12 protein-coding genes are annotated in these 15,196 nt (G+C 31.0%); 8 read left to right on the top strand and 4 right to left on the bottom strand.

Annotated elements, in window-relative coordinates:
* Positions 1-341 precede the first annotated feature (341 nt).
* Positions 342-2,312: a putative porin gene (locus ACVCXO_RS02295; protein WP_452227980.1), complete on the bottom strand. Its 1,971-nt coding sequence runs from the start codon at positions 2,310-2,312 to the stop codon at positions 342-344.
* 131 nt (positions 2,313-2,443) lie between these two features.
* Between ACVCXO_RS02295 and ACVCXO_RS02300 the strand changes: the two genes are divergently transcribed.
* From ACVCXO_RS02300 to ACVCXO_RS02315, 4 genes are all read left to right on the top strand, one after another.
* Positions 2,444-3,043, top strand: coding sequence for a ribonuclease HII (locus tag ACVCXO_RS02300; protein WP_452227981.1), 600 nt, complete (start codon positions 2,444-2,446; stop codon positions 3,041-3,043).
* A 227-nt stretch (positions 3,044-3,270) separates the two neighbouring features.
* On the top strand, positions 3,271-5,706 hold the full coding sequence (locus tag ACVCXO_RS02305; RefSeq protein WP_452227982.1) for a ribonuclease HII: 2,436 nt from the start codon (positions 3,271-3,273) through the stop codon (positions 5,704-5,706).
* Between the two features lie 120 nt (positions 5,707-5,826).
* Entirely contained in the window at positions 5,827-6,471 is a 645-nt protein-coding gene (locus ACVCXO_RS02310) for a hypothetical protein (protein WP_452227983.1), read from the top strand.
* Positions 6,472-6,540: 69 nt separating this feature from the next.
* Positions 6,541-9,303 carry a CHAT domain-containing protein gene (locus ACVCXO_RS02315; RefSeq protein WP_452227984.1) on the top strand — a complete coding sequence of 921 codons (2,763 nt, stop codon included), beginning with the start codon at positions 6,541-6,543 and terminating at the stop codon, positions 9,301-9,303.
* Between the two features lie 123 nt (positions 9,304-9,426).
* Here ACVCXO_RS02315 and ACVCXO_RS02320 read toward each other — a convergent pair whose 3' ends face one another.
* Together ACVCXO_RS02320 and ACVCXO_RS02325 are read right to left on the bottom strand one after the other, a co-directional pair.
* Positions 9,427-10,191: a tetratricopeptide repeat protein gene (locus ACVCXO_RS02320; protein WP_452227985.1), complete on the bottom strand. Its 765-nt coding sequence runs from the start codon at positions 10,189-10,191 to the stop codon at positions 9,427-9,429.
* Positions 10,192-10,196: 5 nt separating this feature from the next.
* On the bottom strand, positions 10,197-10,766 hold the full coding sequence (locus tag ACVCXO_RS02325; RefSeq protein ID WP_452227986.1) for an RNA polymerase sigma factor: 570 nt from the start codon (positions 10,764-10,766) through the stop codon (positions 10,197-10,199).
* Between the two features lie 316 nt (positions 10,767-11,082).
* Here ACVCXO_RS02325 and ACVCXO_RS02330 point away from each other — a divergent pair, with 316 nt between their 5' ends.
* The 4 genes from ACVCXO_RS02330 (at position 11,083) to ACVCXO_RS02345 (ending at position 14,508) form a co-directional block, all read left to right on the top strand.
* The gene (locus ACVCXO_RS02330; protein ID WP_452227987.1) at positions 11,083-11,760 is read left to right on the top strand and encodes a DUF4412 domain-containing protein; all 678 of its coding nucleotides are present in this window, start codon (positions 11,083-11,085) and stop codon (positions 11,758-11,760) included.
* A gap of 61 nt (positions 11,761-11,821) precedes the next feature.
* A complete protein-coding gene (locus ACVCXO_RS02335) occupies positions 11,822-12,406 on the top strand; it encodes an outer membrane beta-barrel protein (protein ID WP_452227988.1) in 585 nt (194 codons plus the stop codon).
* 354 nt (positions 12,407-12,760) lie between these two features.
* Positions 12,761-13,354, top strand: a complete 594-nt coding sequence (locus ACVCXO_RS02340) for a hypothetical protein (RefSeq protein ID WP_452227989.1) — start codon at positions 12,761-12,763, stop codon at positions 13,352-13,354.
* A 104-nt stretch (positions 13,355-13,458) separates the two neighbouring features.
* Positions 13,459-14,508: a nucleoid-associated protein gene (locus ACVCXO_RS02345; protein WP_452227990.1), complete on the top strand. Its 1,050-nt coding sequence runs from the start codon at positions 13,459-13,461 to the stop codon at positions 14,506-14,508.
* A gap of 85 nt (positions 14,509-14,593) precedes the next feature.
* On the opposite strand, the gene ACVCXO_RS02350 is transcribed toward ACVCXO_RS02345, so the two are convergent.
* A complete protein-coding gene (locus ACVCXO_RS02350) occupies positions 14,594-15,040 on the bottom strand; it encodes an FKBP-type peptidyl-prolyl cis-trans isomerase (protein WP_452227991.1) in 447 nt (148 codons plus the stop codon).
* Positions 15,041-15,196 lie beyond the last annotated feature (156 nt).

The raw sequence follows: 15,196 nt of genomic DNA on the forward strand, positions 1-15,196 counted from the left end.
ATATTATTGTTTCCGTAGCGGGGTGCAAATATAGATACCTTTTTCTTCTTGACAATACCTTTTTTAATCTTTTTTTTGATTATTTTTTTTGAAGCGTTCTAAGGCTTTAGTTTCAACCTTTTATAGCCTGAAGTTTTTTCCAAATTCAATGCCTGTAGTTTGGTTTTTGCGTTAAGGATAGTAGCGATATCCTTTTTGGCAGTAATGAAACGTATACTTTATAAAATAAGACTCCTTATATATAGACTACTTCTCTACTCTATATATAAGGTAACAAAAAGATATAGCGGATAGCCTGACGTTAGTTACCCCTTTGGGTAACTAACGGAACGCCCTGAAAATTATAAAAAGAAATTCCACACCACACCGAAACGCACGGTGAAGTCTCTATATGGATAATTTGGTGCGGAGTAATAATCGTAACCTGTCCAGGCTGAATTAAAGTGTTCTGCTTTTAAATAGATTCTTGCCTGACGAATTTTAGCATTTATAAAAAAGTCTAATCTTGGGAATGCGCCGTATTCTTTTTGGTCTTGCACATATAGCTCTGCTAAAACGGGATCATACCCATTCATATAGTATTTAGAGAAATAGCTAAAGGTGATTCCGGTTTGTAAGAACAGTTCGTTATTAAAGAAAGTATTTGCATAGTATAGTGTATTACGCATTACTATCTCTGGAACGTTTAAGGTATTGTTGTCGTCTTTTACGTTTTGATATAATATGGTATTGTATAAACCTATTTTTTTATACTTAATATCTTTCTCTATTTTTAGTTTGAGATAGTTTATGGTTGTGTTATTTTGGTACGGTTTAATTAGGTTATCTGTTGGATTACTTTTAAAGTATGTATAATCATCTATGGAAGAAAAGCTCAAAGAAACATCTGCGATCTTGTTAGACTGCAACTGAAATTCTATTTCTTGCGTTTTTGTATTATTGAAATTGTTTTCCCAGTTATAGTTTATATAATCGTTTTGATATAATTGGAAGTTATAATTAGGCGCTTTGGAATTGGTATTCATAGTCGCACTTACCACGGCGTCTTCATTAATTGGATAGGTTGCTTTTGCGGTTAAAAAGTTACCATTAAAATCTCCAGATATGTTTGCTCCTATCTCTCCTTCTATATGGAATTTTTTAAAAGTCTTGCTATACGCACCACCTAAAGCTAGGACTTGTCCTTTTATTCTGTTGGTTATTCTGTTTTCGTCTAAAATGACCACATTATCATATCCATAATTATAACCGTTATGACTTACATTAAATTGTAAAGCTCCCAAGGTTTTATTGGTATAGTCTACATGCACTTGGTTATAGAAGTTTTCTAGTGTAACTCGTTTTTTCAAATTAGATGCTCTAAAGGATTCTCCGAAATAATCGGTTTCACTATCTTGGTCGAACTGAAAGAATTTATCTTCAAAGGATATTATATGGCCAACGCTTAAAGTATTTGACGCTAGAGAGTCATTAGGTTTTGTTATACTATATTGATGGTCTAAATGAAAACGTTTTCCTTTTAAGATACTTTCGGCATCTTCAAAATTAACTTCTAAAACGCCTCTATCTGTAAATTCTGGATCACCAGCTTCAAAATAGGCGACATTATCGTCTTTCAACCCGCCATTTTCTTCATTCATTAAATCTTGGGCTACAAAATGCGCATTCGCTGTATAGCGTTTGTTTTTGGTGTTATAGCTTGTAGTAAATCTAAAATTCCCTGTACTTGTTAGTATGTGTTGGTACTTCCCTAAAGAGCGCAAACCTTTATATGCTAAAGAAATATTTAATTGTGGTGACGTATTTACGGTAAAAAACGCGTCTACTTGTTGTCCTTGAGAAAAGGCAGTCTTATAATACAGTTCGGTAAATGGTGTTGGCACTCGATAATAATTAATGTCTTCAATTTCCATATAATTAAAGTGTCGTCCACGTGCTCCAAAGGAAGGCATTAGCTTATCACTATGAAAATCATACGCTAATCTATTATAGGTTTGTCCGACATTAGAGAATGGCAACAATTCAAAATTATCTCTACGTAAGTAATTAAATTTATATTCTTTTTTAATAGTTAGCGTGGTATCTACATGAACGGTATCTCTTTTATGTGAGATTATCAAGTAGTCTTCTACTTTTGCTATTGGATCTTTAACATTTGAAGTACTGGTTCTTGTACTTCTTCCTGAAGATAATGTATCATTTACATTATAAACTTGATTCGTATCTTTTTCTATTCTTGGTTTAGACGTAATTTGCGCATACCCAAAATGAAAAACACTTAATAAAAAGAATATCAGAATTTTTTGCTTCATAATTATTTTTTAGACCTTGCAACAAACTAAAGCCGACTTGTCTTTTTTTTGCCAAAAATAGAAAATATCTAATCGGTATTAAATACAATATTACAATTTATAACAACTTGTTATTCTTAACAATTACTTAAATGCTGAAATTAAATTACTCGAATCTAAAAATGGAATGTGGAACAGACGAAGCTGGAAGAGGCTGTTTAGCTGGTCCAGTTACTGCTGCTGCTGTGATTTTGCCTGATAATTTCAAGAACAAAATACTTAATGATTCTAAACAATTAAGCGAAAAAAAACGTGATTTATTACAACCGATTATTGAAATGGAAGCTATCTGTTTTGCTTTTGCGCATGTTTTTCAGGAGGAAATAGACGAAATAAACATTTTAAATGCTTCCATTTTGGCTATGCACAAATCTATTGCAGACTTAAAACAAGTCCCTAATTTTATTATTGTAGACGGGAATAGGTTTAAACCTTATAAGGATATTCCGCATGAAACCATTATAAAAGGAGACGGGAAATTTTTAAGTATTGCTGCTGCTTCGGTTTTAGCAAAAACCTATCGCGATGCGTATATGAATACAATTCATGAAGAATTCCCGATGTATAATTGGAAACAAAATAAAGGATATCCGACAAAAGAGCACAGAGCGGCGATTAGAAAATACGGAATCACGAAGTACCACCGAAAATCTTTTAGACTATTACCGGAACAATTACGTTTAGAAGTATAAGTATTGCTAGCGAAGTTGAAGTTGAAGTTGAAGTTGAAGTTGAAGTTGAAGTTGAAGTTGAAGTTGAAGTTGAAGTTGAAGTTGAAGTTGAAGTTGAAACTAAAAAAAGCACCTTTAAGATTATCCTATGAACGGAAAAACTTTAGCTCCCTATAACTTCAAATACTTTAAACACTTTAAGTGCTTTTTATAAACGCATTCCTATATTTGTACAAATCCCTTTTTACATGAAAAAAATCTGGAACCTTTTTCTTATTAGCCTTTTACTTATTAGTTGTAATACAACGAATACTCATATAAATACTGCCGATTATATTCCAGAAAATGCTTCGGTAATTATTCAAGTGAATAATTTAGAAAGCTTAAAAAGTAATCTAAACAATAGTGATTTTTTAGAAGGCCTTCAGAAGAGTAAATCTTATACCAATATAACCAACAAACTAGAAAACTTAAAGCACTTAAATACTACAAATCCGCTTTTCGTTTGTTTTAGTTATGACGAAAAAGACAGCTTACAATACACCGTTATTACCAAACAAACACCAGATTTATTTGCTATAGATTCTTTGCAAAACATTACTGTGGAGGCCTATTTATTTCAAAGTTTGTCTATTAACAAAACCCAAATAGAAAAGAACATTACCTATAATACGTATAAGGACAGTGTTTTTATTGCTTCCTCTAGCAAAGAGATTTTAGAGAATTCGCTAATTACCACCAATAAAGATGAAGATTTAAAAACTATTTTAAAAACGAGTGATACTAAAAAACCATTCTCTATACTAATTAACAATAATAACAAACAACCAATACAATCTATTTTTATTAATGATTCTATTCCTTTTAACAGCTTTACCAACTACACACTTGTTGATGCGGATATTAATCAAGATGCCATTATTTTAAATGGAATCACCAAAGCCACAGATTCTACAAAGAGTCTGATTAACATTTTTAAAAATACGATTTCGCAAGAGAATAGAACAGCAAGCCTTGCTCCTAGTAATGCCGATGGTTTTATGAGTTTTACATTTCATGATTTTTCTGTTTTAAATGAAAACCTAAAACAATTCCGAAGTACCGATTCTTTAACCACTACCACAACCCTATTTGATAATATTGTGGAAGTCGGAATTATTTACGAAGGCAAAAACCAAGCTATTCTTTTAAACTCTTTAGATGTTATTGCGACAAAAGATGCATTGCTAAATGACCAAAATTTAGTGGAAGAATATAGACAAACCAACATATACGGTTTTAGTGAAGCTACGTTATTTCGTAATACATTTTTACCTTTAGTTACTTTTGAAAAGGCAAATTACTACGCGAACATAAATGATTTCTTTGTTTTTACAAACACCAAAGAAGCTTTAGAAAATATAATTGCTAATTATCAAAACAAAACCACGTACAGTGAAAAAGCATATTATAAAAGTACCAAAGAGCATCTTACAAATGCTTCGTCTTTATTAATGGTTGCAAATCCATCAGCTTTAAAAGCCATTATAAAGAACAACTTTAATGAAGACCTAAATCTTAAATTGGAAGATTATAAAACTTCGGCTTTACAATTTGTGTACGATACCAATTTTGCACATGTCAATGCGGTTATAAAAAAGAACAAGACGAAAGCTAGAGAAAATTCGGTAACCGAATTATACAACATTAAGTTAGATGCCGACTTATTAAACCATCCGCAATTAGTAGACAATCACATTACCAAGCAAAAGGAAATTGTAGTTCAAGACATAAAAAATAATTTATATCTTATTTCTAATAGAGGAAAAGTGCTTTGGAAAAAACAACTTCCAGGTGCTATTCTTGGGGAAGTACAGCAAATCGATATGTACAAAAACGGAAGATTGCAATTAGCATTTGCAACGCCAAGCAGGGTTTATGTTTTAGATAGAACAGGAAAGGACGTTGCTCCTTTTCCTATTAAATTTAAAGATGCCATTACCCAACCACTTTCTGTTTTTGATTATGACAACAATAGAAAATACAGACTATTAGTAACACAAGACAAAAATGTTTTAATGTATGATGCTAAAGGAAAAACGGTAAACGGTTTCAAATTCAAATCTGCAGAAAGCACGATTAACCACCAACCACAACATTTTAGAATTGGGAGAAAAGATTACTTGACCTTTAAAACAGACAATAAATTATATATTGTAGATAGAGTTGGAAAAACAAGAATAACACCAAAAGGTAATTTCAGTTTTTCTAATCAAGCGTTATACCTATATTATAACAAATTTACAACCACAACAAAAGATGGCAAACTGGTTAGTTTTAGCACCCACGGAACTAGCAGTACACAAAACTTAAATCTTGGTAGCAAACATCATTTAGCAACTACCACAAAAACACTAGTCGCACAATCTGAAAACAAGTTAACCATAAAAAGTAAAACTTTAGATTTAGATTTTGGTAATTATGATACACCAAAACTCTTTTATATCAACGATAAGATATACGTTTCTGTAACAGACCTACAAACACAAAAAGTATATTTATATGATAGCAATGGGAAGCTACAAAACAATTTCCCGGTATATGGAAACTCGGCAATTGCTTTAGATAATTTAGATAAAGATCGCAACCTAGAATTTGTAACTAAAGGTGAAAACAATACTGTTATTATTTACCAAATAAACTAACAGCCAAATAGTTAATCAAAATAACTCCTCTTTTTTTATGTTTTTTTTGAAAAAATGTTAACTTTAGCATCTCCTTACTATTAACTAGCTACAGTGTAACCCAAAAAACATTAAAAAATTATGAAAACACGTTATGTAGTACTAGTATTTTTATCCTTTATCCTATTCGCAAATGTTAGTTGTGACGAAGATGAGGATAACAATAACAATGATCCAGAACAAGTAAATTTCACTTCTACTAATTATATTTACGAAGGGGACTTACGTAAATACTATTTGGCAACAGAAAACACAAGACTAGGCGAAAGTATTGCCGTCTGGCAACAAGTACCAGATTCGGATCCCGATTATGATATTACCCAAAACTATATCGCGGAAGCAAATGCTACCATTGAAGCGAATGAAATAGAGTCGGATACCATTGTAAGTCCTGCAGAGGCTTTTATAATTATTAACCCAATTCCTCCAATTCCTCCTGCTCCTTCACCTTGTTTATGTTTAATTGTAAATAATACCATTGGCGCGATTGCGTTACAGCCAGGAAACAATCAAATGAGTTTAACTATAACTTCTACAGAAGATGAAGAGACTTTGGTAAGTACCAGCCCAAATACGTTAATAAGCACCATACCAAATACAAACAATACAGGAATGTATCAATCTTTTCAATTTGGACAAGAGGGTTTTACTGGAGAAGCAACGATAAACGTTCAAACAGAAAACGGTAGCTATTCCTTTCTGGCTGATTTTTATCCTCCTCAGTAATAAATAACAGCATATTAATACTTTAAATATTTGTAAATTAGTCTTCAATTAAATTTGAAGACTTTTTTTATGAAAAACAAACTGTTTCTATTCCTCCTTTTTCTTTCTACAACTAATTTCTTTGGACAAAGCACAAACGACTCTATTTATTCTAGTAATATTTACTCTTTATTTATTAAAGCGAATCAATTTATATACTCGCAACAAGATTCTGCCTATCACTATTATCATAAAATAAATAAACTGGCTAAGAATAAAAACGACTTTGAAACTTTAATTCATAGTATTAATGCATCTAATAAAAGCGCTGCGCATTTTTACGATTTAGAGAAAATGAAAGCTAATTTCAAACAACTAGATTCTATTGTTTTAAAAAACGAAACCAAACTGGAAGAAATGGAAAACACGCTGTTTTACACCAATTCAATAAACCAAGATAAAGGCATCTATTATTATTTATTAAATGATAATGAAAAATCTCGGAACGCCTTTCTTACTATTATTAACACAACGGAAGCATTAAAAGAAAAGGAATTAAATATATATCATCTAGACCTATTAACCAGTGCATATAGCTTTATAGCTAAAATGTATTTTAATGATGGTAAGTATGATTTAGCAAAAGAATACTACACGAAGAATATTCATATTTTGGAAACTAAAAAAGCAGAAGATCTCTATAAAAGAAATAGAAACTACAGCCTTCTTGCCGAAGTATTAAAAAACCAACAACAATACGCGTTATCTAATCAATATTTTAAAAAGTCGCTAGAATACAATTTACTTAATAACGGAAACTCGAGCAGTATTGTAACAGAAGCAAATCATTTATTAGAAAATTATTTAAGTACAGTGCAAATAGATAGCTCCAAATACTATCTAAAAATAATGAAAGAGAATCTCTCTAAAAATCACCCTAGATGGAATGTTTTTCATGAAGCTAACGCAAAAATTCTACAAGCAGAAAACAACTATATAGAAGCCGAAAAAGAACTACAAACCGCATTAGAACTTATAAAGACGAAATGGAAAAACCAACCGCATAATGATATTGCAGAAGCATATAATAAAATTGGCTTATTACATGCAAGGTTTAACCAACCAGAAAAAGCATTAGAAAATTACAATTTAGCATTGCTCCAATTCTCTGAAAACGAAAATCCTTCCGCTATTAACCAAACTGCTGTTTTAAAGATTTTAAAGAATAAAGCTGAAGACTTAAATACATTAGCTAATTCTATAGAAAGTATAGAAACCGTAAATCAAGCGATTCTAACTTTAGACGCACTTAAACCAAGTTTTAAAAATAATGAAGACAAACTCTTTTTAATGGAGGAAGCTTTTCCTGTTTTTGAAACTGGTTTAGAAGCAACTTATACCTTATATCAAAAAACGAAACAAGATTCGCTAATTGACAAAGCTTTCTTTTATTCCGAAAAAAGCAAGTCTGCATTATTACTAGAAGCGCTTTTAAGTACAAAAGCAACCATATTTGCTAACATACCAAAAGAAATTATTGAGCAAGAACAAGTATTAAAGTCCAAAATCAATCATATTGAAAAGCAGATTAATCGATCTTCAAGTGCTATTTTACAAGACCAATTATTTCCCCTAAAAAAGGAATACAGAGAATTGATAACTACCATTGAAACCAATTATAAAAGTTATTACGATTTAAAGTATAACTCACAAGTAGTTTCTGTTAGCCAAGTACAAAACCATTTACAACCAGAAGACATTTTGCTTTCGTATTTTTATGGCAACAACGGTATTTATACTATTGCCATTACAAAAGACTCTAAATCTATTCAGTACTATAAAATAGATACAAATTTAGAGGAAGAAATTTTTGCAATCTATGAAATGCTTAACAATCCGAAATCAGATTTAGAAACCTTAAATAACAAAACATATAGGTTATATAAAGAATTAGTGGCGCCAAGTTTAGCAAACCGAAACGCAGAAAATCTTATTATTATTGCCGACGGTTTATTGAATTACATTCCGTTTTCTAGTTTAAATACCAATCCAGATACTTCTAGGTATTTAGTAGAAGATTATGCTATCAGTTATGCTAATTCCGCAACCTTATTAAAACAACTAATAACAAAAAAAGGAGTCCATAATGAAGTCCTTGCCTTTGCTCCTCGCTTTAGTAACGCATCTTCCACCTTATTGCCTTTACCAAATAATGAAGCAGAAGCAACAGCTGTTTTAAATTATTTTAAAGGAAAAACATTAACAAGCAACCAAGCGACACTTGAAAATTTTAATACAGAAAGCAGCAAATACGGAATCTTACATTTTGCAACACACGCTATTTTAAATGATGAAAGTCCGGAATACTCCTATTTAGCATTTCAACCAAATGCCACAAACACCAACTTATTATATGTAAGTGATTTGTATAATTTAAACCTAAATACTAATCTAGTAACCTTAAGCGCTTGTGAAAGCGGTATAGGAAATCTAAAACGAGGTGAAGGTTTTATGAGTCTTGCTCGCGGCTTTTACTTTAGTGGTGCATCGAGTATCTCCAGTACTTTGTGGAAAATTAACGATGCCTCCGCTTTAAACATTATGGATGCTTTTTACAAAAACTTATCCAAACAGGAAACAAAAGACATTGCCTTGCAAAATGCACAATTAACCTTTTTAAATACGAATAAACAAAACGCTTTAGTACATCCTTATTATTGGTCTGGTTTTGTAATTTCTGGAAATACTGCTGCTTTAGATTCTAGCAGTAATTTGTTATGGTATGTATTGGGGACAGTTATTTTCATTATACTTGGAGGAATACTTATAAAACGTAGAAGATCAAAAATATAAAGTTGTGTATTCTGCATCTAGTGCAGCATGACAAAGCGTATTCGAACTAAATCGAAAAATGTATCGCCTTACAACTTTTCGATACGATTCCAATAAAAATTGGAAGCCCTCGAAGTGACAGAACTAATGAAGTGCTTTTAAAAGTGCCTGTGCTTTTTCTTTATTATAATCATAATTAGCAATTAGGTTTTCCAGATGCCTTTTTGCTTCCTTACTATTTTCTTCTTTTAAAGAAAGCAACGCTAAATACCAAGTAGATTCGGCAACAAAACTATTATTATCTTGTAGCACAAGTGTGAAAAATGTTTTAGCATTTTCAGTATCTTCTAAATTTAAATATGCTTGTGCTTTATAAAAGTTATAGTAGTTTTTTGTTGCTTCTGTTGGAATGGCGTCTAGTTTTTCAATAGTGGTTTTATAATCTTTACTTTCATAAGCTACAAAAGCTTCACGCTCTATTGTATTTTCGGTATCACCCCTAGTAATAGTGTACACCGTATTTGGATAGCTACTAAAATTATCCTTATACAAACTAGAATAATTGGTTCCAAAAAACGAATTATAACCAAACCAACCCATCAACAAGGCAATAGATGCTGCTATGGCAAAGGTTTTAGAATTAAAAAGAGGTTTTCTAGTATTCGTGGTTTCACTATCAAAAAATTCTATTCTTGTCGTATCCTTAGTAGACAGCTCCTTTTCAAACCCTTGAAGTTTTGCTTTTAAAGTATCTATTTCATTACTTTTAATTACTTCTTTTAAGTTTTGTTCAAATAAAAACTGTGCTTTAAATTCGGTATCCTTTTCTAATAAATTTTCAAACACCTTTTCCTGCGCTGCAGTTAAGCTGTTAGAAAAATAATGATATAGTAGGTCTTGATTATTCATTGCTATTAATCTTTTGTGTTAATTCTTTCTTTCAGGGTTTTCATACATCTGGACTTTGCACTTTTCACTACGTTTTCACTAGTGTAATCTCCAGCTTCAATAATGTCCTTAATGGTAAAACCTCGGTAATAAAATAAGGTTAATAATTCTTGACATTTCTTTCCAAGAGTAACAAAATACTTTTTTAATAAAACTTGTTCTGTAGTTAGTTCTTGTTGTTCCATTTCTAATTCTGGATCTACAAGTTCTTCCTTTTCTCTAACAATAGACAAATCAAAATCTGGATTTATAGTCTTATTGTTTTTCTTCATTTTATCAAAAATCAAATACTTACCAATGCTAAATAAATAGGTAGAAATACTACTTGTGAATTCTTGCACTTTACCCTGCATCACATTATTGTAAAAAATAATGTATGCATCTTGATAGACATCTATATTATCATCTTGAGATAAGTTATACTTTTTAGCAAAATTTAAAAACTTGTCTCTGTTGTCTTCATATATCTCTTTAAACAACGAATCTGAGCCTTGTTTTAAATCCTCAATAGTAATATTATTTTCAACTCTATGCATTTAATGTAACTAAGTATAAAAGGTTAACACGCTAGTGCTAATTTAACTTTTTTTATGCATAACTCTTTAATTTTCTTACAGATATATCTTCTAGTCTTTTTTTTTGCACTAAATGTTAACCTCTAACAAACGCCACTATTAAAAGGGAATAATATAAAAACGCGTAATCATGAAATTTTTAAAATTAGTAATAATAACCTTAAGCCTTAGTGTTTCAATAAATACACAAGCCTAACTTTTAAAAAGAGCAGACAAAGCACTAGCACACACTATAGATCTTTCTTTAGATAACAATAGAAATAAAAAAACTTCCGAAGTGAATCAAAAAAGGATCGATTCTATTAGAAAAAAAGAAAAACGAAGCAGAATAGAACAACGTGAAGCTAATATGGGTGTTTCTGGCACAATTCAGAAAACATACACATTTACGCACAAGTATGTCATGCAAATTGAAAGCGGAAAACACAATACTACCATCCACTATTTTTTAAATGATACTGCTAATTATATTGGTAGCAGTATAGAATTAGAAAACAATATTACAAGCATGATTTCTGTACTTGATGTTTCTAATAAAACAGCAACGATGTTTATGACAATAAATGAGCAGAAAACACAAATGTCTATCCCGATAGATTTAGAAAGCATTACAAAAGATGGTATGGAAGAGCAACAAGTAAAAATTACAGCAACCGGAAAAACAAAAACCATCTTAAATTATACTTGTCATGAATATAAGGTAGAAGGTAAAGATTACTTCGGAACCATTTGGGTAACCAATGATGCAGGAGTTTCTTTTTCAAAAGTGTTTTACAAAACTAAAGATAAAAAAGGACTGAACCAACCTTGGATGTCTAGCGTTGATGGACTAACCATGAAAATGAATATAACCGATACTTCAAAACGAAAAGAACAGCATATGGTAATGCAATGTATTGCTCTAGAAAAAAGTAATCTAACCATAAACGGAAGCGATTATAAAAAAATATTTTAAACCTGTTAACCTTTTAAATAAATAAACACTAATTAATATAATCTAAAAAAACATATTAAAAATGAACAACGCTATTACAATCCGCAAAAACCAAACGAAACATTGTACAACCTTAAAAGTTGTTAATCCCCCTACTTTTAACATTAAAAAACTCTTTCTATTTGCTACAATAACCTTTCTATTTGCTACACAAATGCAAGCGCAAATTTCTATAGGAGGAGGTTTAGCTTATAACGAAAAAATTTCGGCCCCAGGAATTACACTAAAAGGTGTTTTTACTATTACAGACAATATTGCTATCTCACCAAGTGCATCTTATTTTTTTGGTAATCAAGTATATGGTTATAAACGAAGCATACTTGCTGTAGATGTAAATGCACATTATTATTTTGATATCATTGAAAGCAAACTAAAAGTATATCCAATTGCTGGTGTAAATTTTTCTAGTTACAAAACTGGAGGATACAACAATGCTTTCTTTACAGATAATACTTATCAAGTAAAAGATAATGCATTTGGTGGTAATATTGGAGCAGGAGCCACGTACCAATTTACGGAAAAACTAAAAGTGTATTTAGAACCAAAATTTGTGGTTAGTGATTACAGTCAAGTAGTTATAAACGCTGGAGTTTTACTAAACCTTTAGTCCGCATATTGCTAGTTATAAATAAGAAATTAATCTACATATAACGATACCTGCTAATATCTATTTATTTTATTGGAATTCGTCTACCAATGTAAAAGCTTCAGAAAAACCTTCTGAAGCTTTTTTTTTATTTGCAGGTTAACCTTTTCAAATAAAAAACATAAAGACTTGTACGCGCTAAAAAGGAAAACAAATTAATCTATAGTGTTTTTTTGGGTTACTATAGCCAAGTAGGAAACTGCTGGATTAAAAGTCGGAGAAAATTTCTTCGACTTTTTTTTAGAATTATGTTAACCTTTTATAAGACTTGACATTAAACTGTAAACAACTATTAATCAATAAAATTTAAAAATTATGAAAACTTTAAAAACAACAATTTCAAAATCGAAGTATTTTCTTTTAGCGCTATTAGTCGCTTTTAGTTTTTCTTGTGACCCAGAAGATGGGGAAGACGGAGCTATTGGTGCGATAGGTCCTGCTGGAACAAACGGTACAAATGGTACAAATGGAGAAGACGGTAATGCCAATGTAGAAACATACACCTTTGACATTTCTGCATTAACTGGAGCGACTATAAACATCAACACACCTCAGCTTACCCAAGATGTGTTAGATAACGATGGTATTTTGGTTTACATACAACGTAGCAGTAATTATTACCCAATACCTGGTACTAGTTTTAGCGACGAGATTAAAACTATTTTAATAGATTCCGCTGTAGAACTAACTTTTTACGATAGAATGACTGGTGCTTCCGTTTCTATTCCTGCAAATCGTTATACTTTGCTTAAAATGGTTATTATAGAATCGAATAGTACAACGGCTGGCAAAACAAGTGTCACTGGAGAAACTAGCACAAAACAACAAGCATACAACGAATTAAAACAAGCTGGAGTAGACATAACAGATTACTATGCTGTTTGTGATTACTATGGAATGGATTACTAATAATCCATTTTATTTAAAACTTAAAACCGAAGCTAAAAAGCTTCGGTTTTTTTTAGGTCTTTTTATTACGAAATGATTAGTATTGCAATCTTAATATCTCAATCATGATTACACGCAAACTCGCAACGATTTCAAAATTTATTATTCATAAAGTTGGTAATAAACATAACGACACCAAAAATGCTTTCTCCGATAAAGAAGTTCATTTTGATGAAGAAAGTTATGAACTTATGCTTCCATTTCTATTAAGACCTTTTGGTTCTGTAGTACAAAGCTACCGTTTTAACCATCATGCAAATGTAGAACTTAATGAAATTAATAGTTATGCAAAAAGTATTTTCACCGACGATGATGCTTTTGTAGAAACCTCAAAAAACATCGTAAAACATTTGTTTGAGCAAAGTGATTCTGCACAAATAAAAACGGGTGATGTTTTAATTGCCGTTTTTGAAGGGATAGAATACAAAGATATGGTTACTAATGCTATTGGTATTTTTAAAATAGAAAACAAGACTAGTTTCTTTCAAACTTTTTTAGAAAACAATAGTTATGACGTTTTAGTACAACAAGGTATTTCTAGTAAAAAAGTAGATAAAGGTTGTTTGATTTTAAATCAGACCGATATGGAAGGAAATATCATTTTAAGTGTAGACAACAATAGTTATGATGCACAATATTGGTTAGATAAATTCCTGAATATTAAATATGCAGATGATATGAATAACCATACACATAACTATTTAGATATGTGTAGTGAGTTTTCTACCGAAATTTTAAAAACAAGTTTTGGTGAACAAGAACGAAATATCTTTTTAGCAAAAACCATTGACTATTTCAAGGAAAATGAAATTATAAATGTGGAACGTTTTAAGGAGGAAGTCTTTACGGAAGAAAATCACATTCAGTTATTTGAAGATTTTAAAAAGGAATACGAAGGCGAACAAAATTTAGTACTACGTAATCAATTTGATTTAGCGGAAGCTGTAGTTAAAAAGGACAAAAAGAAAATTAAAACAGATATTAAACTAGACACAAATATTCAGATCAAACTAGATATTGATGCGCCAGATGCCGCTCAAGAATATCTAGAACGTGGTTATGACGAAGAAAAGAAAATGTATTATTATAAGGTGTTTTTTAATGCCGAAGGATAAAGAATAATTTTTAATTGCTCTTTAAAAGAAACAAAAAAGCCGAAGTATAAACTTCGGCTTTTTTTATTCGTACTAAAAAAGTAACTTATTCTGTAACTGCTGCATCTTTAATTTCAACTACTTCCAGATCAAAAATAAGATCTTTACCAGCTAAAGGATGATTCCCATCAACAACAATACTTTCTTCTTTAACCTCAATCACACGTAAATTTCTTTCATGTCCTTCTGGAGACTTAGAAACTAGTCCCATACCAACTTCTGGCTTCATATCTTGAGGAAGATCTGCTTTATTCACTTCTTGTTTTAACTCTTCATGAATGTCTCCATACGCTTCCTCTTTAGGAATTGAAATGGTTTTCTTTTCATTTAACTTCATGTCCAATACTCCTTTCTCAAAACCAGGAATTAATTGTCCTTGTCCTAAAGTAAATTCTAATGGCTCTCTTCCTTCAGAACTATCAAAAACTTGCCCATCAGATAATTTACCTGTATAGTTTACTTTTACTGTATTGTTTTCTTTTACTTGACTCATATTATTTCATTTTAATAAATGGGTTTTGCATAATTCTTACGCAGCAACCATTTTATTTTAAACTTACTTTAGCCTTAGCTGCCAAAACCACGCCAAGAACCTAAAAACCCGAAATGAAAATTTCACAGCAACAAACAGTCGTCCTTAAAAAACAGA

Source organism: Lacinutrix sp. MEBiC02404 (assembly GCF_053601575.1).

Bases quoted from the DNA above. Each gene is read 5' to 3' on its own strand.
- ACVCXO_RS02295 (WP_452227980.1), bottom strand. From the start codon at position 2,312: ATGAAGCAAAAAATTCTGATATTCTTTTTATTAAGTGTTTTTCATTTT.
- ACVCXO_RS02300 (WP_452227981.1), top strand. From the start codon at position 2,444: ATGCTGAAATTAAATTACTCGAATCTAAAAATGGAATGTGGAACAGAC.
- ACVCXO_RS02305 (WP_452227982.1), top strand. From the start codon at position 3,271: ATGAAAAAAATCTGGAACCTTTTTCTTATTAGCCTTTTACTTATTAGT.
- ACVCXO_RS02310 (WP_452227983.1), top strand. From the start codon at position 5,827: ATGAAAACACGTTATGTAGTACTAGTATTTTTATCCTTTATCCTATTC.
- ACVCXO_RS02315 (WP_452227984.1), top strand. From the start codon at position 6,541: ATGAAAAACAAACTGTTTCTATTCCTCCTTTTTCTTTCTACAACTAAT.
- ACVCXO_RS02320 (WP_452227985.1), bottom strand. From the start codon at position 10,191: ATGAATAATCAAGACCTACTATATCATTATTTTTCTAACAGCTTAACT.
- ACVCXO_RS02325 (WP_452227986.1), bottom strand. From the start codon at position 10,766: ATGCATAGAGTTGAAAATAATATTACTATTGAGGATTTAAAACAAGGC.
- ACVCXO_RS02335 (WP_452227988.1), top strand. From the start codon at position 11,822: ATGAACAACGCTATTACAATCCGCAAAAACCAAACGAAACATTGTACA.
- ACVCXO_RS02340 (WP_452227989.1), top strand. From the start codon at position 12,761: ATGAAAACTTTAAAAACAACAATTTCAAAATCGAAGTATTTTCTTTTA.
- ACVCXO_RS02345 (WP_452227990.1), top strand. From the start codon at position 13,459: ATGATTACACGCAAACTCGCAACGATTTCAAAATTTATTATTCATAAA.
- ACVCXO_RS02350 (WP_452227991.1), bottom strand. From the start codon at position 15,040: ATGAGTCAAGTAAAAGAAAACAATACAGTAAAAGTAAACTATACAGGT.